Source organism: Bacillus sp. LQ16 (assembly GCF_057784645.1).
Genome location: NZ_CM173491.1, coordinates 90,001 through 113,489, shown reverse-complemented (window position 1 = coordinate 113,489; position 23,489 = coordinate 90,001). Strand labels below are relative to the sequence as shown.

Below are 23,489 nucleotides of genomic sequence, written 5' to 3'. Positions count from 1 at the left end.
ATATACATCTTTCTCAACGCAGAAAATCATATATTGGCATTGTATAATGTTAACATAGCCAAAAATAACCGTCAACGTTTTTTTGATTTTATGATATAATATCCTTTTTTCTTTTCTACAATCTCAACTTCAGAAAATACTTCTTCTAGTTTTTTCAGCGCAGATGGTGCACCTTGCTTCTTTTGAATAACAATCCAAAGTTCTCCACCTGGAACTAAATAATCCACAGCTTTTTCTAAAATCTCATGTACGATATCTTTACCCGCACGAATTGGAGGGTTAGATAGAATAGCAGCATACTCGCCATCTACATTTTCATAGACGCTACTTTGAAAAATACGTATATTCTCGATTCTGTTATTAGCGGCATTTTCTTTCGCAAGCCCAAGCGCCCTTTCATTCACATCCACCATGTGAACTTCACAACCTTGAAACTCTTTCGCTAACGACAAACCAATAGGACCGTATCCACAACCTACGTCTAATATATCACCTTTTATATCCGGCATTTGAAACGCTTCAATTAAAAGACGAGAACCAAAGTCCACCTCGTTTTTCGAAAACACCCCATGGTCAGATAAAAAAGTAAATTGAGATCCACGAAGTGGAAATTCCCATCGTTTACGATCACTTTTACTAGAAGGGTCGTTAGAAAAATAATGGTCTGCCATATGGCCACCTCTTTTCTTTACAGTTAAAAAAAAAGCTCGCATGAGAGCGAGCTTTTTTTAAAGCATCAAAAGTTAATTACTTAACTTCTACAGCAGCGCCAACTTCTTCAAGTTTAGCTTTCATTTCTTCAGCTTCCTCTTTAGAAACGCCTTCTTTGATTGCTTTTGGAGTGTTGTCAACTAATTCTTTAGCTTCTTTTAAGCCAAGACCAGTGATTTCACGTACAGCTTTGATAACTTTGATTTTTTGAGCGCCAGCACTTGCAAGTACTACGTCAAACTCAGTTTTTTCAGCAGCAGCTTCACCAGCGCCACCAGCTACAGCTACAGGAGCAGCAGCAGTTACGCCGAATTCTTCCTCGATAGCTTTTACTAAGTCGTTAAGTTCTAATACAGTCATAGATTTAACTGCTTCAATGATTTGTTCTTTAGTCATTGTAAATATCCTCCCTTAAATAGGTTTGTATTGTTTTATAGATAACAAGTAATTATCTTTTAAAAAATTAAGCGCCTTGCTCTTCCTTTTGTTCTGCAACTGCTTTAGTAGCAAGTGCAAGGTTACGGATTGGAGCTTGAAGAACGCTAAGAAGCATAGAAAGTAAGCCTTCACGTGATGGAAGAGTAGCGATTGCTTTAACCTCATCAAGTGTTACAAGTTTACCTTCGATTACGCCCGCTTTAATTTCTAAAGCTTCATGTTTTGTAGCGAAGTCGTTTAATACTTTCGCAGGAGCAACTACATCCTCGTTACTGAACGCGATTGCGTTTGGTCCTGTTAAGAATTCGTTTAACTCAGCCATTTCAGCAGATTCTGCAGCACGACGAGTTAGAGAGTTTTTGTAAACTTTGAACTCAACGCCAGCTTCACGTAATTGCTTACGTAATTCTGTTGCTTCAGAAACTGTTAAACCACGGTAGTCAACAACAATTGTAGATTTACTAGCACGAAGTTTGTCCGCGATTTCAGTTACAACTTGTTGTTTAGTTTCGATTACTTTGCTCATGTTATTACACCTCCTGTAGATTATATAGAAGATGTACCGAAAGTGCACTAAAAACCTCCATGCCCAACTTGTAGACATGGAGGCATATAGTCACAGAAAAAAATTCCGTTTCGTATATTAACACCTAGGTAGGAAATTAAGTCTATCGACACCTACTGTCTACGGTACACTATTTAAATTCACAACATAAATGATTATATTAAATCTTCTTTATGAAGTCAACTTCCAATTTTTACGCTAATGTAGAAACGTCTACGCGTACGCCAGGTCCCATTGTAGAAGCAACTGTTACGTTCTTCATGTAAGTACCTTTTGCAGCAGATGGCTTAACTTTTAATAAAGTGTCAGCGATTGTTTTGAAGTTTTCTACTAATTTAGCATCTTCGAAAGATACTTTACCGATTGGAACGTGGATGTTACCAGCTTTATCAACGCGGTATTCAACTTTACCAGCTTTGATTTCGTTAACAGCTTTAGTTACATCGAAAGTAACTGTTCCAGTTTTAGGGTTTGGCATTAAACCTTTAGGTCCTAATACGCGACCAAGTTTACCAACTTCACCCATCATGTCAGGAGTTGCTACTACTACATCGAAATCGAACCAACCTTGTTGGATTTTACCGATGTAATCAGTATCGCCTACGAAGTCAGCGCCAGCAGCTTCAGCTTCTTTAGCTTTTTCACCTTTAGCGAACACTAATACACGTTGTACTTTACCAGTACCGTGTGGAAGAACAACTGCACCACGGATTTGTTGGTCAGCTTTCTTAGGGTCAACACCTAAACGGAATGCAGCTTCTACAGTTGCATCAAATTTAGCTGTGTTTGTTTTCTTTACTAATTCTACTGCTTCTGTTGCAGAGTAAGCAGATGCACGATCAACAAGCTTTGCAGCTTCTACGTACTTTTTACCTCTTTTAGCCATTTTTATTTCCTCCTCGAATGTGGTTTTAGCGGAATAACCTCCCACGTTTACGCCTGTTTTCAGGTATAACCTGAGGATGAGCGCCATCCATTTATTTAAAAACAATAATCATTTACGATAATAAAGGTTGCGAATTGGAATTCCAGACCCGCAACCTTTTTTAAAAACAAATCGAATTAGTCTTCGATAACGATGCCCATACTGCGTGCAGTACCTTCAACCATACGCATTGCAGCTTCTACGCTAGCAGCGTTTAGGTCAGGCATTTTAGTTTCAGCGATTTCGCGTACTTTATCACGCTTAACAGTTGCCACTTTATTACGGTTTGGTTCACCAGAACCAGACTCAATACCAGCTACTTTCTTAAGAAGAACAGCAGCAGGAGGAGTTTTAGTAATGAAAGTGAATGAACGGTCCTCAAATACCGTAATTTCAACAGGGATGATAAGACCAGCTTGATCTGCTGTACGAGCGTTAAACTCTTTACAGAAGCCCATGATGTTAACACCTGCTTGTCCTAATGCTGGACCAACTGGTGGAGCTGGGTTAGCTTTACCTGCAGGAATTTGAAGCTTTACCATTTTAATTACCTTTTTAGCCACGAGACACACCTCCTTAAGTCCGTGATGTGGTCAATTGGACAGTGATTTGCCCTCCCACGTCATATTTTATCTGTAAGGATAAAATCTTTCAAAAAACGTCTCCGATAACGAAGACGTACTGACTTAAAAGATATTATCACTTTTTACAATTCATTTCAAGTTTCATTTTATAATTTTTCAATTTGATGGAAGTCAAGTTCAACTGGAGTCTCGCGACCAAACATGTCCACAAGTACGCTAACCTTTTTCTTCTCCACATCAATTTCTTCAATAGCACCTGTATAATCTGCGAATGGCCCCTCATTTACACGTACTGTCTCATGAAGTTCAAAGTCGAAATCAACCACTTCGTTGTCCATTCCCATATGTTTCATAATGGTAACAACTTCCTCTTCTAATAGAGGTGATGGTTTAGATCCAGAACCAGAAGAACCAACGAACCCAGTTACACCCGGCGTGTTACGTACAACATACCAAGAATCATCAGTCATGATTAATTCTACTAATACATAACCTGGGAACACTTTTCTTTTCATTAATTTTTCTTTTCCGTTTTTCATTTCTACTTCTACTTCTTCCGGGACAACAACACGGAAAATTTTATCTTGCATACCCATTGATTCTACACGCTTCTCTAGGTTTGCTTTTACTTTATTTTCATATCCAGAATAAGTATGGACAACATACCAACTTTTTTCCATTCATTTAGGACGAGCGTCCTTCCCTCCCTGACGTACATTTTTTTGCGCAAATGAAAAAACCCGTTCACCGGGCTTTTACACAGTTCTTATAAATAACATTATATCATGGATAAGTGCTTCTTATTCAAGAATTAACCAAGAATTAACCGAATTAAAGAAGAAATGCCCATATCAACTACTGCGAAGAAAATCGCAAAGAACACAACTGTAGCAACAACAGTCGCTGTTGAGCGGAGTAATTCATCTTTTTTAGGCCAACTTACTTTTTTCATTTCGCGACCTACATCGCCGAAAAAGTTCGTTAAACGCATCTGCGGGACCTCCAGTGTATTATTTCAATTATTTATTTTGTTTCCTTGTGAACTGTATGCTGATTGCATGTTTTACAAAACTTTTTTATTTCAAGTCGCTCTATTGAGCTCGTATCTTTCATAGTAGAGTAGTTTCGATTTTTACACTCTTCACATGAGAGTACAACTTTTTTCCTCATTAGTTACACCAACCTTGTAACATTATGTCCCTAAAAATGTATCATACAATAAAAGACAATGTCAATGACATGCATTTTGTACTGTCTACAAAAGAAAACAGGTGATTTATTTTACACCTGTTGCACTTGTTATTTGTTATGAATTTAAAGTTGTACTTTCTCGCATTTCCATATATCGTTCCAATTTCCTCTTCACCCGCTGTAAAGCGTTATCAATAGATTTCACATGTCTGTTTAACTGTTCTGAAATCTCTTGATAAGAACGCCCATCTAGATATAAAGAAAGTACTTTTCTTTCTAAATCGCTTAATAATTCTGATATTTTTGATTCTATGTCTGTATATTCTTCTTGGCTAATAATCATCTCTTCAGGATCAGTTACCTTCGCTTCAGAAATAACATCCAATAATGTTCGATCAGATTCCTCATCGTAAATCGGCTTATCTAAAGACACATACGAATTTAAGGGAATATGTTTTTGCCTTGTTGCCGTTTTAATAGCGGTAATAATTTGTCGAGTGATACACAGTTCAGCAAATGCTTTGAATGAAGACAGCTTGTCCTCTTTATAATCACGAATTGCTTTAAACAATCCTATCATACCTTCTTGAACAATATCTTCTCGATCGGCACCCACTAAAAAGTAAGATCTTGATTTCGCGCGAACAAAGTTCTTATATTTGTGAATTAAATATTCTAGAGCGTCAGTATTACCTTTTCGAACTAACTCAACGATTGCCTCATCCTCTAAATCACGAAATGTAACGTCGCCTACACTTACGAAGCCTGCTTCCACCTTGATCCCTCCGACCGCTATTTATTTAGCAATATTATACAGTAAAAAGACAAAGAGCGTCAATGCTTCAACGCTCTCCTCTTCTTAATTTTTCTAATTTTTCTGTAATATCTTTACTAAATATCTTTCGCATGGCGGGTTGCTGTTCTTTCGTGTCTTTTGTACGCCTTCTTACTTGTTGCTCCATTGCCTGTACTTCCAACTCTAATTCACGCGCAGATTTCCGAAGGGCACCTTGCGCAAATATAACCCATTGTTCCGTGTAATCAGAAGTCGCAACATATATTCGTGTATTTATATTTCTAAGCTCTATCGCAAGTTGCTCTATCTTTTCGTCTGCAGTTTGATTCTTTCGTGTGAATATTACTTCCACACGAGATTGTTTCATCTTTTTTTCAATACCATGTACTGTATAGGCATCAAAGACTATCATCACTTTTGTACCTGTATAACCTTGATAATCCGCCATCTTATCAATAAGTGCATCTCTTGATGATTGTAAATCTACATCCCGCAGTTTCTTCAAATCTCCCCAAGCTCCGATAATGTTGTAACCGTCAACGATTAAAATATCGTTCATCTTTTATTTACCAATTTCGTGACGTTTACGATATACCTCATACATTAACAAACTTGCAGCTACGGAAGCATTTAAGGATGTAACTTTACCAACCATCGGTAGAGTGATTAGGAAATCACACTTTTCACCAATAATACGACTCATACCTTTTCCTTCACTACCAATTACTAACCCAATTGGCATTTTACCATCTAAATTACGGTAATCCGTTTTCCCTTTGGCATCTGTACCAGCAATCCAAAGTCCACGTTCTTTTAATTCATCAATTGTACGGGATAAGTTCGTTACGCGCGCAACAGGAATGTATTCAATCGCTCCTGTTGATGCTTTCGCAACTGACGCTGTAAGCCCTACAGCCCTTCTCTTTGGAATAATAATTCCATGAGCTCCTGTCGCATCAGCAGTACGCATAATAGAACCTAGGTTATGCGGATCTTCAATCTCATCTAAAATTAAGAAGAATGGATCTTCATTACGTTTTTCTGCCACTTTGAATAACTCTTCTAACTCCGCATACTGATATGCAGCTACTTGAGCAATTACACCTTGATGATTACCCTCAACTAATTGATCTAACTTTTTCTTTGGTGCATGTTGTAAAATAACCTTATTTTCTTTCGCTAACGCTAGTACAATCTGTACTTGTCCTTTGGCAGCACCTTCTGCGATCCAAATTTTATTTATATCTCTCCCTGATCGTAACGCCTCAATTACAGGGTTACGTCCGATAATATATTCACTACTCATGATGATGTGCCCCCTTCCTTTTCTTCTAAAACTGCAATTGCCTTATATACAATTTCGTCTAATCTTTCACGGTTATTTAATAAATGATGATAACCAATTAGCGCTTCAAAGGCTGTACTATGTCGATATGTTTGTACATCCGTATTTTTTGGAACTGTACCTGAATTTGCATTACGTCCTCTTCTTAATACCGCCTCTTCTTCCTCTGTCAAAAACGCCGTCTCTAATAAATGATAAACAACTTTCGCCTGTGCTTTTGCTGAAACAAAGCTCGTCCCTAATCGATGTAATTGATTAGGGCGAACTTTCCCTTTTTGAAGTAGGTGATAGCGGATATATTGTTCATATACCGCATCACCCATGTATGCTAACGCTAAGCTGTTTAATTGCTTTGCATCAATCATTCTTATCCTCTTTTCCATCTTGTACCTTGAGCGGTATCTTCTAAAATAATATTACGGTCTTTTAAGTCATCGCGAATTTGATCTGATAATGCAAAATCACGATTTTTACGAGCTTCAATGCGTTTTTGAATAAGTGCCTCAATTTCTTCATCAAGCAACTCTTCTTGCGCTAATTCTAACCCTAAAATATCAAATAATGTTTCAAGTTGTTTTACGTATGCTTCAATTACCACTGTAGACGTATGTTCTTCCAGTAAATATTGATTCGCATGATTTGCCACATTATATAACTCAGTGATTGCATTAGCAGTGTTGAAGTCATCATTCATCGCTTCTTCAAATGCAGTCTGGAATTTTTCCAGTTCCGCTAACCATTTCTCATTATGGTCTGTTAAATCAGTACTACTTTCCATACGGTGTTTTAAGTTACCGTAAGCCGTCTTAATTCTTTCCAGTCCGTTATTTGTGCTTTGTAATAACTCTTCACTGAAATTAATTGGATGACGGTAATGTACCGATAGCATAAAGAATCTAATTAACTGCGGATTATATTGCTTAATGATATCGTGAACTAAAATAAAGTTCCCCAATGACTTAGACATCTTCTCATTATTAATATTAATATATCCATTGTGCATCCAGTAACGTGCAAATGTTTTTCCAGTTAACGCCTCAGACTGCGCAATTTCATTCTCATGATGAGGAAATGCTAAGTCTTGACCACCAGCATGAATATCGATTGTATCTCCTAAGTATTTACGTGCCATTGCCGAGCATTCAATATGCCAGCCTGGACGACCTTTCCCCCAAGGGCTTTCCCAGAAGATTTCTCCTTCTTTAGCATCTTTCCATAAAGCAAAATCAAGAGGGTCTTGTTTCTTTTCTCCTACTTCAATACGCGCACCGTGACGTAAGTCTGCGATTGGTTGATGCGATAATTTACCGTATCCTTCGAATTCCTTCGTTCTAAAGTACACATCACCTTCTGATTCATATGCATATCCTTTATTCACAAGTTCTTGAATAAATTCAATAATGATATCCATATTTTCCGTTACACGCGGATGAACTGTTGCGTGTTTGCAACCTAGTGCCGTTACATCCTCAAAGTACGCTTCAACGAAACGGTCAGCAATTGTCGGCACATCTTCACCTAATTCATTTGCTGCTTTAATTAATTTATCATCTACGTCAGTAAAGTTGGACACATACTGCACATCATACCCTTTATATTCTAAATAACGGCGTACCGTATCAAATACCATAGGTGGTCTTGCATTCCCAATGTGAATATAGTTATAAACTGTAGGTCCACACACATACATCTTTACCTTATTTTCTTCTAATGGAGTAAACTCTTCCTTTTGACGTGTTAACGTATTATAAATGTGAATAGTCATTTTTATCCTTCCTTTCTACCTTTACTTTAAGTTGTTTTTTCAATTTATCAAGTTCTACTTCCATGACCTTTAACTTATCAAAAATTGGGTCTGGGAGGTCAGAATGATTTAATTCTTGACCGATTTTTACTCCATTTTGAATAACGACTCGGCCAGGTATACCTACAACTGTAGAATGTGCAGGGACTTCTTTTAATACGACAGAACCTGCTCCAATTTTAGAATTCTCTCCAACTGTAATAGAACCTAGTACTTTAGCACCTGTTGCAATTAATACATTATCCTGAATTGTAGGGTGCCTCTTTCCCTTTTCTTTACCCGTACCACCTAATGTAACCCCTTGATAGATCGTTACATTATCACCAATTTCGCACGTTTCTCCAATTACAACCCCCATTCCATGGTCTATGAAAAAACGACGACCAATTGTTGCTCCTGGATGAATCTCAATGCCAGTAAAGAAACGACTAACTTGTGAGATCCAACGTGCAATAAAGAAGAAATTTTTTTTATAAAAAGCATGTGCAATTCGATGGGCCCAAACTGCATGTAATCCAGAGTAAGTCAAAATGACTTCGAAATAACTTCTTGCCGCTGGATCCTGTTCAAAAACGACTTCAATATCTTCCCGAAGCCTCTTAAACATCGACGTTCCCTCCCCTTTATGGGCTGCTTTTTCGAATGAACTAACTCCCTACTTATCTCCCTAAATCTTTATACACGTAGATAAAATTTATACTCATACCCAGTTTTACGGTATAAAAAAAGACGCCTCTGTCATATTGACAGAGACGCCTTATAAGCGCGGTTCCACTCTGTTTAGGCTAAAAAAGCCTCAAACTCATCTCTGATAACGGTGTACACCGCTTCTGCTTACTTTACGCCCTAAGACGTTTCGCAAAACAATTTACTGTTCAGCAGAAGACTCGAAGGGGCATTTCAAAAATCCGCTTATAAACCACTTCCAGCCTAAAGGTGGTTCTCTCTGTAAAAAGCCTGATTTTCTACTTCTCCTTCTCGTCGCTTTTCCTTATTAGGTTTTAAGTATACTTATTATATTTCTAAACCTAGAAAATGTTAACCAATTACTTTTTGAAGACGATTTAAAACTTTTTCTTTTCCAAGAAGTGCAATAGCATTCGGAAGCTCTGGACCATGTGTTTGACCAGTAGTTGCAACACGGATTGGCATAAATAAGTTTTTACCTTTATGACCTGTTTCCTTTTGAACTGCTTTAATAGCCGCCTTAATTGCTGCTGGTTCCATCGCTTCTAGTGCTTCTACTTGACCAGCAAATGCACGAAGTACTTCTGGTACTTGTTCACCTTTTAATACTTCTTGTCCTTCTTCTTCATAATCAACATGATCTTTGAAGAACATTTCAGAAAGCTCTACAATTTCAGCTCCAAAACTCATTTGTTCATGGTATAAAGCAATTACACCACGGATCCAATCTTGATCTTGTTCACTTAAAGTTTCTCCCACACGTCCAGCTTTCACTAAATGCGGTAAACTTAACTCTACAACCGTATCTAAATCTTGCTTTTTCATATACTGGTTGTTCATCCATTTTAGTTTTTGAGAATCAAATAATGCAGGTGATTTTGATAAACGAGCTGCATCAAACATTTTGATAAACTCATCTTTAGAGAAGATTTCTTCTTCACCTACTGGTGACCAACCTAATAGCGCAATAAAGTTAAAGATTGCTTCTGGAAGATATCCAAGCTCTTTATATTGCTCAATAAATTGAATAATAGATTCATCACGCTTGCTTAATTTTTTACGACTTTCATTTACAATTAAAGTCATATGACCGAATTGTGGGATATCCCAACCGAAAGCTTCATAAATCATCATTTGTTTTGGCGTGTTTGAAATATGATCATCACCACGAAGTACATGTGTAATCTCCATTAAGTGATCATCTACTGCTACCGCAAAGTTATAAGTTGGGATTCCATCTTTTTTCACGATAACAAAATCACCAAAATCATTTGAATGGAATGCAACTTCGTCTTTTACGATGTCTTTGAATGTGTAATCACGATTAGCTGGTACACGGAAACGAATACTCGGAATACGTCCCTCAGCTTCAAATTCTTTCATTTGTTCTTCAGTTAAATCACGGTGGTTACCTGCATAACGAGGTGTTTCACCACGAGAAATTTGTCCTTCACGCTCTGCTTCTAGCTCTTCTTCTGTCATATAACATTTGTAAGCTAAACCACGCTCTAATAAATCTAGATATAATTTTTTATAAATATCTAAACGCTCTGTTTGACGATATGGTCCAAATTCACCGCCAACATCAACACCTTCATCCCAGTCCATACCGAGCCATTTTAAGTATTTTAATTGGCTTTCTTCTCCACCAGCCACGTTACGTTTTACATCAGTATCTTCAATACGAATAATAAACTTGCCATCTAAATGACGAGCAAATAAATAATTAAATAATGCCGTACGCGCATTTCCGATATGTAAGTGTCCTGTTGGACTTGGCGCATAGCGCACTCTCACTTGCTTTTCCATAATTGGTACACCTTCCATTCTTAATGTCTACACATTCTATAATTGTACAACAAAAAAATGTGATTATCCATCTTACGAATTAAAAACCATTATTTTTTCTGTAATAATACCACTGCTTGAGAAGCAATTCCTTCTTCCCTACCTGTAAATCCTAATTTTTCTGTTGTAGTTGCCTTTACATTAATGTTGTCTATAGACGTTTCTAACAGTTCACTAATACGTTTACGCATACTTTCAATATGCGGTGCCATTTTTGGCTTTTGAGCAATAATTGTACAATCTAAATTCCCTAACTCGTAACCTTGTTCACGCACAAATTCCCAAACTTTTTGCAACAATACAGCTGAATCTGCATCTTTAAAAGCTGGGTCTGTATCAGGAAAATGCTTTCCGATATCTCCTGCTGCAATAGCACCTAAACATGCATCAGCAATCGTATGTAACAATACATCTGCATCTGAATGGCCGATTAATCCTTTCTCGTGTGGAATTGTAATTCCGCCAATAATTAACGGTCTACCTTCTGCAAATTCATGCACGTCAAAACCTTGTCCAATTCGAAACATTCTTTACATCCTCCTTGAGCTAAACCACTGAGCTTTATGACTCTATATTATATCGATATCCTTACAAAGAAAAGCCCGGCCATTGCCGAGCTTTCCTTTGTTATACACCATCACGGCTATTTTTTCAGAACATGAAGGAAACTTTCAGCAATTAGTAAATCCTCTGGAGTCGTCACTTTAATATTATAGTAACTCCCTTCTACTACACCTACTTGCTTTCCAATACGTTCCACGAGACTTGCATCATCTGTACCAAGAAAACAGCTCTGTTTTGCACTTCTATGAGCTTCTAGCAAAAGAGAAACAGAGAACCCTTGCGGTGTTTGTACAGCCTTAAGCTGAGATCGTTCTACCGTTTCGACAACAACACCTTGCTCTACCTTCTTAACTGTATCCTTTACTGGCACTGCACAAATGGAAGCTCCATATTTTTCTGCTGCTGTTAATACATCTTGAATCACTTTATTCGTTACGAATGGGCGCGCTCCGTCATGTACAAGAACGTATTCAACATCACTCGCATGCTGAATCGCGTTATATACACTATCTTGTCTTTCGGCCCCACCCTGAATAAATTGTACCTGTTTTTCAATCGGATACTTCTGCATTAATTCTTCAAAATACGGGCGTTCCTCTTCGTTAATTGCCATAACAATACTTTTGCACGCTTTATCTCTTTCAAAAGCACGTAATGTATGAACGATAATCGGTACTTCATTTATAAGTAAGAACAACTTATTTTTGCCAGCACCCATCCGCTTTCCTTGGCCGGCTGCCGGAATAATTAATGTATACATATTAATAATCCTCTACCTATAATGCTTTTTCTAATAATTTACGTTTTGCGAAAATCATACGACCAGCTGATGTTTGTAATACGCTAGTAACCAGTACATTAAGTTGCGAACCTACATACTCTCTACCATCTTCTACTACAATCATCGTACCATCATCTAAGTACGCAACACCTTGGTTTTGCTCTTTACCATCTTTCACAACATAAACATTTAATTCTTCGCCAGGGAGTACAACTGGTTTAATTGCATTAGCTAAATCATTAATGTTTAACACTGTTACTCCTTGTAATTCAGAAACTTTATTTAAGTTAAAATCATTCGTTACTACAGTTCCACCGGTGATTTTTGCTAACTTTACAAGTTTGCTATCCACCTCTTGGATATCCTCGAAATCGCCTTCATAAATTTCTACCGGAATCGGCATCTCTTTTTGAATACGATTTAAAATGTCTAGTCCTCTGCGACCACGATTACGCTTTAAAGCATCGGAAGAATCGGCAATATGCTGAAGCTCTTCTAATACGAATTGTGGAATCACAATTGTTCCTTCCAAAAACTTCGTTTGGCAAATGTCAGCAATACGTCCATCGATAATTACACTCGTATCGAGAATTTTCCAATGAGTCGTAGATTTTTCTGCTTCTGCCTCTTCGTTCTCGCTATTATTTTTCTTCTTACCTCCGCGTTGGGGTAATGTAAATAATCCTAGCAATTCATTCCTCTTTTTAAATCCTACTTGGAATCCTAAATATCCAAGTAAAAGAGTGAAGAACACTTGCAATACCGTACTAATAACCGGAATTGTAAATTCACGAATCGGTATTAAAATTAAATATGCAACAATAAGACCAGAGATCAATCCTAATGTACCAAATAAAACATCTGCTACAGGCGCCTTTACAAGAGCCTCTTCAATATGCTTAATAAGTTGAACAATATAATCTACAAGCCAAAATGTTGTTAAAAATAAAATAATTGCACCAATAATCGCACGAACATACGATCCTTCCAATAAAGGAACAGCACCGATGTCTAATACATTAATAACTTTTGGGATTAAGTAAATCCCTAACGCTCCCCCGATCACTAGAAAGAAGAGCTGTACGATCCGTTTTAACATCCAACCACCTCCTACTCATTATTAACCATTGTTTCGCTAATCAAAACGCCGAATGCAAAAGCGGACGTGTTTTTTTATAAATAGTTTTATTTACCAATATATCATATCATATACCAAAAATGTTCTAGTGTCGTTATATTATGGAATCAATGTAATATTCTTAATTGTGTCTACTCATATATAGATGCTCTTGAATTCTTTTTAGGCCTTCTCGTATTTTCTTCGCCCTTACTTCCCCAATTCCTTCCACATCATCCAATTCATGAATAGTCGCGCGACAAACTCCTTGCAACGTTTTGAATCGATTAATTAAATTTTCAATGATAAGTGGCGGAACACGAGAGATTTTGCTTGTAATTCGATATCCCCTTGGCGTCACACTTTCTTCTAAACTGGTTTGCCCTGGGTAACCAAGTAATTTAACTAAATCACTATCCTCTAAAAGTTGTGTATTTGCAAGGTCCTGTAACTTTTTCAAAATTTGATGATGGTCTTGTGTTTTCTCCTGATGGTAATCTTTAATTAACAATGCTGCCTCTGCTTCTAAATCAGCTAGTAATTCTGTAAGCTGTAAACGAATTAACCTACCTTCTGTTCCTAGCTCATGAATATAGCTCAATATTTCATTTTTAATACGCAGTACCATTTCAACACTATGTAAAACGTGAACTACCTCAGACATTGTAACGACCTCTTCAAATTCTAGAATGCCCAAATTCGTAATACCATCATTCCATACAGCCTTATATTTTTCTAACGTTTGAATAGCTTGGTTTGCCTTTGTTAAAATAACCCCTATATCTTTTAGTGTATAACGTAAGTTCCCTTGATATAGCGTAATTACGTTACGTCTTTGTGAAATGGCCACAACAAGGCTGCCCGTCTGCTTCGCTACACGTTCTGCTGTTCGGTGACGCATACCGGTTTCAATAGAATCAATAGATGCCTCTGGAACTAACTGTGCATTCGCTATTAAAATTTTACTTCCCGTTTCATTTAAAATAAGTGCCCCGTCCATTTTTGCTAATTCATATAAACTAGCAGGAGAGAATGCACAATTAATGTGAAAACCACCATCCACAATACTTTTAATCTGCTCATTATATCCAAGAACAATTAGCCCCCCTGTTTGTGCGCGAAGTACATTATCTATCCCTTCACGCAGTGGTGTTCCTGGGGCCACGAGCTGTAAAATATTAATCATACTTTTGACACGTTGCTTATTTTCTTCCATAGCCTAGCCTCCTAATGTCAAACGAAGCGCTTCTCCTAAATTAGAAACACCTACAACCTCAATCCCATCCGGAATTGTCCATCCTCCTAAGTTTTTTCTAGGAATAATAACACGTTGAAATCCTAATTTAGCCGCTTCTTGTACACGTTGTTCGATTCTTGATACTCTTCTTATTTCTCCAGTTAATCCTACTTCTCCTATTACTGCATCAGTTGGTGCCGTAGATTTATCCCTAAAACTTGAGGCTATACTTAAAGCCACTGCTAAATCAATTGCCGGTTCGTCTAATTTCAAACCACCAGCTACTTTTAAATATGCATCTTGATTTTGCAATAGTAAACCTGTTCTTTTTTCTAATACTGCCATAATAAGCGAAACACGGTTATGATCAATTCCCGTCGCCATTCTTCGAGGATTTCCAAAACTAGTAGGGGAGATTAATGCTTGTATTTCTACTAAAACCGGTCTTGTTCCTTCCATTGAAGCAACTACTGTTGATCCTGCAACACCAACCGGCCTTTCCTCAAGGAAGATTTCAGAAGGATTTAAAACTTCCGCAAGACCAAGCTCTTTCATTTCAAAGATACCCATTTCATTCGTGGAACCAAAACGGTTCTTCACAGCCCGTAAAATACGATACGTATGGTGTCGATCTCCTTCAAAGTAAAGAACTGCATCGACCATATGTTCTAACATACGAGGTCCTGCAATTGCTCCTTCTTTTGTCACATGCCCGACAATGAAAATAGGGATTCCTTTTGTTTTTGCAAGTTTCATTAATTCCGCTGTACATTCACGTACTTGTGCCACACTTCCTGGTGCTGACGTCACTTCAGGTAAATGTATCGTTTGAATAGAATCAATAACAACAAAAGCTGGATTCATCTCTTCAATATGTGCTGCAATACGCTGCAGGTCTGTCTCTGCTACAACAAATAGATTGCTACCCTTTACATGCAAACGATCTGCACGAAGTTTAATCTGCTTTGCCGACTCCTCACCCGATATGTATAATACATCATATGAAGAATCTGCTAATTGTGATGAAATCTGTAATAGTAATGTTGATTTTCCAATCCCAGGGTCTCCACCAATAAGCACTAAGGACCCATCTACAATTCCACCACCAAGCACACGATTAAACTCTTGAAATTCCGTTTCAATACGTGCCTCAGACTTTGTTTCTACTTCGGTAAGACGTCTTGGTTTTGTTACTTCCGTTTGAATTGCATTCGCGTAATTAAGGCGCCTAGATGATACAACTGGCTCCATTTCTTCAACAAGTGTATTCCATTGACCACATCCAGGACATTTACCCATATATTTTGGTGACTGATAACCACATTCTTGACATATAAATTTCGTTTTCTTTTTAGCCATACCTTTTTATAGTTCACTTCACTTTCGTCTATAAACGTTTATCCTTCTCGTACAAGAAAGAGGGCTATCGCGTAGCCCTCTTTGTTTGTCTATACTTATTTTACCTTTTCCGCACTATGAATGACAAATGATTCTCCTTCTACATCAAAGATAACTTTTTGTCCTTTCTCAATAGCACCTTTTAAAAGTTCTTCTGATAGTCTATCTTCTACATGTTTCTGAATTGCTCTGCGAAGTGGACGAGCGCCATACTCACGATCAAATCCTTTATCTGCAATAGCTGAAATTGCCCCTTCCGTTAAGTGCAATTCGATTTCTTGTTCTTTTAAGCGATTAACTAACTGATTTACCATAAGAGTTACAATCTCTTGAATATGTTTTTTCTCAAGCATATGGAATACGATAATTTCATCAATACGGTTTAAGAATTCTGGACGAAATGCCTTTTTCAGCTCATCCATTACTTTACCTTTCATATCCGAATAATCACGGCTTTCATCTTGTACATTAAATCCAAGATGTTTGTTACGTTTTAACGCCTCGGCACCAACGTTAGACGTCATAATAACAATCGTATTACGGAAATCAACTGTACGTCCTTTAGAATCTGTTAAACGACCATCTTCTAATACTTGTAGTAAAATATTAAACACATCCGGATGAGCTTTCTCTACCTCATCTAATAAGACAACTGAATATGGCTTGCGACGAACTTTCTCTGTTAATTGTCCACCTTCTTCATATCCAACATATCCTGGAGGAGAACCAACTAAACGGGAAGTAGAATGCTTCTCCATGTATTCTGACATATCGATGCGAATCATTGCATCTTCATCACCGAACATAGATTCTGCTAGTGCTCTTGCAAGTTCTGTTTTACCTACACCTGTTGGCCCTAAGAAAATAAATGAACCAATTGGGCGCTTCGGATCTTTTAATCCTGCTCTTGCACGACGAACAGCTTTTGCTACAGCTACTACTGCTTCATCTTGACCAATCAAACGATCATGGAGAATGGATTCTAAATTTAATAATTTATCAGTCTCTGTTTGTGCAAGTTTAGAAACTGGGATACGTGTCCATGTAGAAACGACATTTGCAATATCTTCTACCGTAACCTCTGAATTTTCTTTTCCTTGTTGCTCTTTCCATTGACGTTTTGTATCTTCTAACTTCTCACGTAAGCGTTGCTCCATATCACGTAAGGATGCAGCCTTTTCAAATTCTTGACTTTGTACAGCTGCATCTTTTTCTTTTCGAATCTCCTCAAGCTTCACTTCAAGCTCTTTTAAGTTTGGTGGTGTTGTATAAGAACGTAAGCGAACTTTTGAAGCAGCTTCATCAATTAAATCAATTGCTTTATCTGGTAAAAAGCGATCTGTAATATAACGATCTGAAAGTTTTACAGCTGCATCAATAGCGTCATCTGTAATAGATACACGGTGATGCGCCTCATAACGATCACGTAAACCTTTCAAGATTTGAATCGATTCTTCTAAACTTGGCTCATCAACATGAATTGGTTGAAAACGTCTTTCTAAAGCCGCGTCTTTTTCAATATATTTACGATACTCATCTAAAGTTGTTGCCCCAATACATTGTAACTCTCCTCGTGCTAACGATGGTTTTAAAATATTCGATGCATCGATTGCACCTTCTGCTCCACCTGCACCAATTAATGTATGAAGCTCATCAATAAATAGAATAATATTGCCTGCTTGGCGAATTTCATCCATCACTTTCTTTAAACGATCTTCAAATTCACCGCGATATTTCGTTCCAGCTACCACTGTACCCATATCTAGTGTCATAACACGCTTATCTCTTAAAGTTTCAGGAACTTCATTATTTACAATTTGCTGTGCTAATCCTTCTGCAATTGCCGTTTTACCTACACCAGGCTCACCAATTAATACTGGGTTGTTTTTCGTTCTACGGCTTAATACCTCAATTACACGTTGAATTTCTTTACCACGTCCAATAACAGGGTCTAAGCGATTTTCACGCGCAACAACTGTTAAGTCCCTTGCTAAACTGTCAAGTGTCGGTGTATTTGCATTTGATGCTGAACCACCTTGATGACCTGAACTAGCTTCATTACTTCCAAGAAGTTGTAAAACTTGTTGTCTTGCTTTATTTAGACTTACACCTAAATTATTTAAAACACGTGCGGCTACACCTTCACCTTCACGGATTAAACCGAGTAAAATGTGTTCTGTTCCAACGTAAGAATGGCCTAGCTTACGCGCTTCATCCATAGATAATTCAATAACCTTTTTAGCACGAGGTGTATAATGTACAGTTTGAGAAGCTTCTGTTCCACGCCCAATTAACGCTTCTACTTCTTTTTGAACTTTCTCTGGACTTAATCCAAGAGCAATTAATGCTTTTGCTGCAATTCCTTCACCTTCGCGTACAAGCCCAAGTAAAATATGTTCTGTTCCAATATTATTATGCCCAATACGAATTGCTTCCTCTTGAGATAAAGCTAATACTTTCTGTGCTCTTTCTGTAAATCTTCCAAACATCATAGAAATCGCCTCCTACTTGCGCTTAGTTTTTTTCAATACGTAATCGCTCACGGATTAAGGTTGCTCTTCGATAATCTCTTTCTTCTGGCCCTAAAGGTCCACCTGCGTATTGTTGTAAAATACCTGGTTGCGTAAGAACCATTAGCTCAGTCAAAATATTTCTCGATATACCTTTTATATATCCTAGATCAATACCAAGTCGTACATCCGATAAGCAATTGGCTGCTTCTGCAGATTGAATTAAACGACTGTTTGCTAGTATGCCGTAAGAACGATAAACCTTATCTTCAAGTTCAATACTTGAATTTTGTACAATTAATTCTCTAGCTATTTTTTCTTGCTGTATAATTTGTTGAATGACACTCTTTAAATCTGCAATAATATCTTCTTCAGACTTTCCTAGCGTCATTTGATTTGAAACTTGAAATATATTACCTAACGCTTCGCTACCTTCACCGTATATTCCTCTTACTACTAACCCTAATTTTTGAATTACTTGTATAATACGGCTAATTCTTTTTGTTAAAACCAGTCCCGGTAAATGAATCATCACAGAAGCTCTTAACCCTGTGCCAACATTAGTAGGACAACTTGTAATATATCCAAGTGACTCATCAAAAGCGTATTCAACTTCTTTCTCAATCCAATTATCTATTTGATTGGCGCTTTGAAGCGCCTCTGATAACTGTAATCCTGAAAATAGGCACTGAATCCGAATATGGTCTTCTTCATTAAGCATAACACTAATATGTTCACTTTCTGATAGTAGACATGCTCCATATTCTGTCCCTGCAAGATTTGGACTAATTAAATGTTTTTCGACTAAAACTCTCCTTTGAAGAGGTGTTAATTCATTCATCTTTAATAGTCCAAACTCCCCAAAGGACCCTACTGCTTTATTTATAAATTTCTTTTTGAATAATTCATGAATCTGTTTAGCTTCTTCTTCGTTTTGCATAGTGGAAAATTGATATTGTTTAAAATTACGAGCCAAACGAATTCGACTACTTAAAACAATATCAGAATCAGGGCCATCCCCCTTCATCCATGGACTAATTGCTTCGTTCATAATTTTGTCCAGTGACATAGAATTATTCCCCCTCCCTATGCTCACTAAGCTGTATTTCAAGACCTCGGATTTTATCCCTTACCTCTGCAGCTTTCTCAAATTCCTCTTTCTGTACGTATTGTTTCAGAATAAGTTTTAGTTCATCTAATTCTTTCTTTAAGTGGATATTTCCTTCTATACGTTCCGGAATTTTTCCACAATGTTCTGTATGCCCACCGTGAAGGCGTTTTAATAATGGCTTTAAATGCTCCTTAAATGTATCGTAACAAGAAGAACAGCCAAAACGTCCGACTTTTGTAAATTGTTCATATGTCATCTTACAATCTGGACACCTTACTATATCTGCATTTGAAAATCCATTTTTTCCTTCTTCAAACATTGTTGATTCACCGTGTAATAAACCAGCAAATAAATCATGAAATGAAAAGTTAGACTGCGATGATTGAAAGAAAGACGTATAGCCACTTTGCTCTGCACATTGCTCACAAAGATGAACTTCCGCCTTCTTCTCGTTAATTACTTTTGTATAATGTAAAGTTGCTGGTCTTATGTTACAGTTTTGACAAGTCATCACTATCCCCACCTTTACAACAGGAACGCTCTATCTCATGGTACTTTTCATACATTACTAGATTGTTCGCTTTCCTGAATCCATTTAAATAAAAGTGCATGTTCTTTTTCAAAACTTCTACAATATTTAACTGCTTTATCTTAGTTATCAATCTTTTACAAAAGTTATATTTATTTATATTTCAGTGTTCTTAACATTGCGCATAATATTCGAGCCCTAAGTTCATCTCGAGAAGGAACATCCATTGATAATACAGAACGGTCTATTACACTTAACATCAGTTTCGCTTCACGATTTGTTATGATTCCCTCTTCTATTAAACGTATAATCATACTTTCTGCATTCCCTTGCGCAACGCTATGATCAATCATATGAAGCATTTGATCAATAATGTCTATATCATCATGCAGTTTGACTTTTATAATGCGAATGTAACCTCCTCCACCACGTTTACTTTCTACTACAAATCCTCTTTCTAACGTAAAACGGGTATTGATTACATAATTGATTTGAGATGGTACGCACTCGAATCGATCCGCAATCTCATTTCTCTTGATTTCAATCACATTATTATTACTTAAGTCAATAACTTGCTTTAGATATTGCTCAATGATATCAGATATATTTCTCATTTATCCGCCACCTTTATTGACTTTGACTATCTTTGACTTTAATTATATACGTATTAATAAAATTTGCAACTCTTTTGCTTATTCACTATCCTAGCCACATTCCCCTGTATTTAAACAAAATATGAATACTTTAAACACATTTTTTATTACTATGGATTATAAAATAAAACACGAAAAAACACGAGTCATTTGACTCGTGTTTTAGTTGCTTGGCGACGTCCTACTCTCACAGGGACAAGGTCCCAACTACCATCGGCGCTAGAGAGCTTAACTTCCGTGTTCGGTATGGGAACGGGTGTGACCTCTCTGCCATCATCACCAAACTATTGAAGGCATATTCCTTCAAAACTAGATAACATTTGCTACATATTATATGGTTAAGTCCTCGATCTATTAGTATTCGTCAGCTCCACATGTCACCATGCTTCCACCTCGAACCTATCAACCTGATCATCTTTCAGGGATCTTACTAGCTTACGCTATGGGAAATCTCATCTTGAGGGGGGCTTCATGCTTAGATGCTTTCAGCACTTATCCCTTCCGCACATAGCTACCCAGCTATGCCCTTGGCAGAACAACTGGTACACCAGCGGTGCGTCCATCCCGGTCCTCTCGTACTAAGGACAGCTCCTCTCAAATTTCCTACGCCCACGACGGATAGGGACCGAACTGTCTCACGACGTTCTGAACCCAGCTCGCGTACCGCTTTAATGGGCGAACAGCCCAACCCTTGGGACCGACTACAGCCCCAGGATGCGATGAGCCGACATCGAGGTGCCAAACCTCCCCGTCGATGTGGACTCTTGGGGGAGATAAGCCTGTTATCCCCGGGGTAGCTTTTATCCGTTGAGCGATGGCCCTTCCATGCGGAACCACCGGATCACTAAGCCCGACTTTCGTCCCTGCTCGACTTGTAGGTCTCGCAGTCAAGCTCCCTTATGCCTTTGCACTCTACGAATGATTTCCAACCATTCTGAGGGAACCTTTGGGCGCCTCCGTTACACTTTAGGAGGCGACCGCCCCAGTCAAACTGCCCACCTGACACTGTCTCCCGGGTCGATAAGACCCGTAGGTTAGAATTTCAATACAGTCAGGGCGGTATCCCACCAGCGCCTCCACCGAAGCTAGCGCTCCGGTTTCAATGGCTCCCGCCTATCCTGTACAAACTGTACCAAAATTCAATATCAGGCTACAGTAAAGCTCCACGGGGTCTTTCCGTCCTGTCGCGGGTAACCTGCATCTTCACAGGTACTATAATTTCACCGAGTCTCTGGTTGAGACAGTGCCCAAATCGTTACACCTTTCGTGCGGGTCGGAACTTACCCGACAAGGAATTTCGCTACCTTAGGACCGTTATAGTTACGGCCGCCGTTTACTGGGGCTTCAGTTCAGAGCTTCGCTTACGCTAACCCCTCTCCTTAACCTTCCAGCACCGGGCAGGTGTCACCCCCTATACTTCGCCTTACGGCTTCGCAGAGAGCTGTGTTTTTGCTAAACAGTCGCTTGGGCCTATTCACTGCGGCTTTCCGTTAAGAAAGCACCCCTTCTCCCGAAGTTACGGGGTCATTTTGCCGAGTTCCTTAACCAGAGTTCTCTCGCACACCTTAGGATTCTCTCCTCGCCTACCTGTGTCGGTTTGCGGTACAGGCACCTTTTATCTCGCTAGAAGCTTTTCTTGGCAGCGGGGAATCAAAGACTTCGCTCCATAAGGAGCTTCCCCATCACAGCTCAGCCTTCACGATAAGCGGATTTGCCTACTTATCAGCCTAACTGCTTGGACGTGCACAACCAATCGCACGCTTCTTCTATCCTTCTGCGTCCCTCCATTGCTCAAACGATAAAGAGGTGGTACAGGAATATCAACCTGTTGTCCATCGCCTACGCCTGTCGGCCTCGGCTTAGGTCCTGACTAACCCTGAGCGGACGAGCCTTCCTCAGGAAACCTTAGGCATTCGGTGGACGGGATTCTCACCCGTCTTTCGCTACTCATACCGGCATTCTCACTTCTAAGCGCTCCACCAGTCCTTCCGGTCTGACTTCACTGCACTTAGAACGCTCCCCTACCACTGATACCATTGGTATCAATTCGCAGCTTCGGTGGTGTATTTAGCCCCGGTACATTTTCGGCGCAGAGTCACTCGACTAGTGAGCTATTACGCACTCTTTAAATGGTGGCTGCTTCTAAGCCAACATCCTAGTTGTCTAAGCAACTCCACATCCTTTTCCACTTAATACACACTTTGGGACCTTAGCTGGCGATCTGGGCTGTTTCCCTCTTGACTACGGATCTTATCACTCGCAGTCTGACTCCTAAGGATAAGTCATTGGCATTCGGAGTTTGACTGAATTCGGTAATCCGATGAGGACCCCTAGTTCAATCAGTGCTCTACCTCCAAGACTCTTACACTTAAGGCTAGCCCTAAAGCTATTTCGGGGAGAACCAGCTATCTCCAGGTTCGATTGGAATTTCTCCGCTACCCACACCTCATCCCCGCACTTTTCAACGTGCGTGGGTTCGGGCCTCCATTCAGTGTTACCTGAACTTCACCCTGGACATGGGTAGATCACCTGGTTTCGGGTCTACGACCACGTACTAAACGCCCTATTCAGACTCGCTTTCGCTGCGGCTCCGCCTCTTCAGCTTAACCTTGCACGGGATCGTAACTCGCCGGTTCATTCTACAAAAGGCACGCCATCACCCATTAACGGGCTCTGACTATTTGTAGGCACACGG

At 38.8% G+C, this 23,489-nt stretch carries 24 protein-coding genes, 2 rRNA genes and 2 other annotated features (1 of these 28 running past the window's edge); all 26 genes read right to left on the bottom strand.

Annotation, left to right across the window (positions count from 1 at the left end; translation table 11 throughout):
- Window positions 1-71: 71 nt before the first annotated feature.
- Entirely contained in the window at window positions 72-671 is a 600-nt protein-coding gene (locus AC3EMB_RS00625) for a class I SAM-dependent methyltransferase (protein ID WP_064531899.1), read from the bottom strand.
- Window positions 672-747: 76 nt separating this feature from the next.
- Window positions 748-1,107, bottom strand: coding sequence for a 50S ribosomal protein L7/L12 (gene rplL, locus AC3EMB_RS00620; protein WP_000159737.1), 360 nt, complete (start codon window positions 1,105-1,107; stop codon window positions 748-750).
- 67 nt (window positions 1,108-1,174) lie between these two features.
- The gene (gene rplJ, locus AC3EMB_RS00615; RefSeq protein WP_000048718.1) at window positions 1,175-1,675 is read right to left on the bottom strand and encodes a 50S ribosomal protein L10; all 501 of its coding nucleotides are present in this window, start codon (window positions 1,673-1,675) and stop codon (window positions 1,175-1,177) included.
- A 39-nt stretch (window positions 1,676-1,714) separates the two neighbouring features.
- Window positions 1,715-1,858, bottom strand: a sequence feature (ribosomal protein L10 leader region).
- Window positions 1,859-1,907: 49 nt separating this feature from the next.
- On the bottom strand, window positions 1,908-2,600 hold the full coding sequence (gene rplA / locus AC3EMB_RS00610; RefSeq protein ID WP_002094239.1) for a 50S ribosomal protein L1: 693 nt from the start codon (window positions 2,598-2,600) through the stop codon (window positions 1,908-1,910).
- 176 nt (window positions 2,601-2,776) lie between these two features.
- Window positions 2,777-3,202, bottom strand: a complete 426-nt coding sequence (gene rplK / locus AC3EMB_RS00605) for a 50S ribosomal protein L11 (protein ID WP_001085872.1) — start codon at window positions 3,200-3,202, stop codon at window positions 2,777-2,779.
- A gap of 167 nt (window positions 3,203-3,369) precedes the next feature.
- The gene (nusG, locus tag AC3EMB_RS00600) at window positions 3,370-3,903 is read right to left on the bottom strand and encodes a transcription termination/antitermination protein NusG (protein ID WP_000415794.1); all 534 of its coding nucleotides are present in this window, start codon (window positions 3,901-3,903) and stop codon (window positions 3,370-3,372) included.
- Window positions 3,904-4,034: 131 nt separating this feature from the next.
- Window positions 4,035-4,214 (bottom strand): preprotein translocase subunit SecE, encoded by a 180-nt coding sequence (gene secE / locus AC3EMB_RS00595; RefSeq protein WP_001241323.1) that lies wholly within the window; start codon window positions 4,212-4,214, stop codon window positions 4,035-4,037.
- Between the two features lie 32 nt (window positions 4,215-4,246).
- Complete coding sequence (rpmG, locus tag AC3EMB_RS00590; protein WP_014481927.1) at window positions 4,247-4,393, bottom strand: 50S ribosomal protein L33; 147 nt, start codon at window positions 4,391-4,393, stop codon at window positions 4,247-4,249.
- Window positions 4,394-4,529: 136 nt separating this feature from the next.
- Window positions 4,530-5,189 carry an RNA polymerase factor sigma-70 gene (locus AC3EMB_RS00585; protein WP_000387198.1) on the bottom strand — a complete coding sequence of 220 codons (660 nt, stop codon included), beginning with the start codon at window positions 5,187-5,189 and terminating at the stop codon, window positions 4,530-4,532.
- Between the two features lie 67 nt (window positions 5,190-5,256).
- Window positions 5,257-5,769, bottom strand: a complete 513-nt coding sequence (locus AC3EMB_RS00580; protein ID WP_000997887.1) for an NYN domain-containing protein — start codon at window positions 5,767-5,769, stop codon at window positions 5,257-5,259.
- 3 nt (window positions 5,770-5,772) lie between these two features.
- Complete coding sequence (gene rlmB, locus AC3EMB_RS00575) at window positions 5,773-6,516, bottom strand: 23S rRNA (guanosine(2251)-2'-O)-methyltransferase RlmB (protein WP_000093765.1); 744 nt, start codon at window positions 6,514-6,516, stop codon at window positions 5,773-5,775.
- A complete protein-coding gene (locus AC3EMB_RS00570; protein WP_000564261.1) occupies window positions 6,513-6,920 on the bottom strand; it encodes a Mini-ribonuclease 3 in 408 nt (135 codons plus the stop codon). The genes rlmB and AC3EMB_RS00570 overlap by 4 nt, the downstream gene beginning before the upstream one ends.
- 2 nt (window positions 6,921-6,922) lie before the next feature.
- Entirely contained in the window at window positions 6,923-8,320 is a 1,398-nt protein-coding gene (gene cysS / locus AC3EMB_RS00565; protein WP_000152273.1) for a cysteine--tRNA ligase, read from the bottom strand.
- Window positions 8,301-8,966 carry a serine O-acetyltransferase gene (gene cysE / locus AC3EMB_RS00560; protein ID WP_087995015.1) on the bottom strand — a complete coding sequence of 222 codons (666 nt, stop codon included), beginning with the start codon at window positions 8,964-8,966 and terminating at the stop codon, window positions 8,301-8,303. Before cysE ends, cysS begins: the two co-directional genes overlap by 20 nt.
- A gap of 138 nt (window positions 8,967-9,104) precedes the next feature.
- Window positions 9,105-9,350, bottom strand: a binding site (T-box leader).
- A 47-nt stretch (window positions 9,351-9,397) separates the two neighbouring features.
- Window positions 9,398-10,855, bottom strand: coding sequence for a glutamate--tRNA ligase (gene gltX, locus AC3EMB_RS00555; protein WP_000415150.1), 1,458 nt, complete (start codon window positions 10,853-10,855; stop codon window positions 9,398-9,400).
- 89 nt (window positions 10,856-10,944) lie between these two features.
- On the bottom strand, window positions 10,945-11,421 hold the full coding sequence (ispF, locus tag AC3EMB_RS00550; RefSeq protein WP_000488386.1) for a 2-C-methyl-D-erythritol 2,4-cyclodiphosphate synthase: 477 nt from the start codon (window positions 11,419-11,421) through the stop codon (window positions 10,945-10,947).
- A gap of 116 nt (window positions 11,422-11,537) precedes the next feature.
- Entirely contained in the window at window positions 11,538-12,218 is a 681-nt protein-coding gene (gene ispD / locus AC3EMB_RS00545; protein ID WP_000288307.1) for a 2-C-methyl-D-erythritol 4-phosphate cytidylyltransferase, read from the bottom strand.
- A 16-nt stretch (window positions 12,219-12,234) separates the two neighbouring features.
- Window positions 12,235-13,338: a PIN/TRAM domain-containing protein gene (locus AC3EMB_RS00540; RefSeq protein WP_053565451.1), complete on the bottom strand. Its 1,104-nt coding sequence runs from the start codon at window positions 13,336-13,338 to the stop codon at window positions 12,235-12,237.
- A 160-nt stretch (window positions 13,339-13,498) separates the two neighbouring features.
- Window positions 13,499-14,572, bottom strand: coding sequence for a DNA integrity scanning diadenylate cyclase DisA (gene disA, locus AC3EMB_RS00535; RefSeq protein WP_000392164.1), 1,074 nt, complete (start codon window positions 14,570-14,572; stop codon window positions 13,499-13,501).
- 3 nt (window positions 14,573-14,575) lie between these two features.
- Window positions 14,576-15,952: a DNA repair protein RadA gene (gene radA / locus AC3EMB_RS00530; protein WP_001085199.1), complete on the bottom strand. Its 1,377-nt coding sequence runs from the start codon at window positions 15,950-15,952 to the stop codon at window positions 14,576-14,578.
- A 95-nt stretch (window positions 15,953-16,047) separates the two neighbouring features.
- Complete coding sequence (gene clpC, locus AC3EMB_RS00525; RefSeq protein WP_000971170.1) at window positions 16,048-18,483, bottom strand: ATP-dependent protease ATP-binding subunit ClpC; 2,436 nt, start codon at window positions 18,481-18,483, stop codon at window positions 16,048-16,050.
- Between the two features lie 22 nt (window positions 18,484-18,505).
- On the bottom strand, window positions 18,506-19,570 hold the full coding sequence (gene mcsB, locus AC3EMB_RS00520; protein WP_000050836.1) for a protein-arginine kinase McsB: 1,065 nt from the start codon (window positions 19,568-19,570) through the stop codon (window positions 18,506-18,508).
- Window positions 19,571-19,574: 4 nt separating this feature from the next.
- On the bottom strand, window positions 19,575-20,123 hold the full coding sequence (mcsA, locus tag AC3EMB_RS00515) for a protein-arginine kinase activator protein McsA (protein WP_000128385.1): 549 nt from the start codon (window positions 20,121-20,123) through the stop codon (window positions 19,575-19,577).
- A gap of 170 nt (window positions 20,124-20,293) precedes the next feature.
- Window positions 20,294-20,755 carry a transcriptional regulator CtsR gene (gene ctsR / locus AC3EMB_RS00510; protein WP_001244560.1) on the bottom strand — a complete coding sequence of 154 codons (462 nt, stop codon included), beginning with the start codon at window positions 20,753-20,755 and terminating at the stop codon, window positions 20,294-20,296.
- A gap of 207 nt (window positions 20,756-20,962) precedes the next feature.
- Window positions 20,963-21,078, bottom strand: a 5S ribosomal RNA gene (rrf, locus tag AC3EMB_RS00505).
- A gap of 50 nt (window positions 21,079-21,128) precedes the next feature.
- A 23S ribosomal RNA gene (locus tag AC3EMB_RS00500) occupies window positions 21,129-23,489 on the bottom strand; it runs 561 nt beyond the window's last position.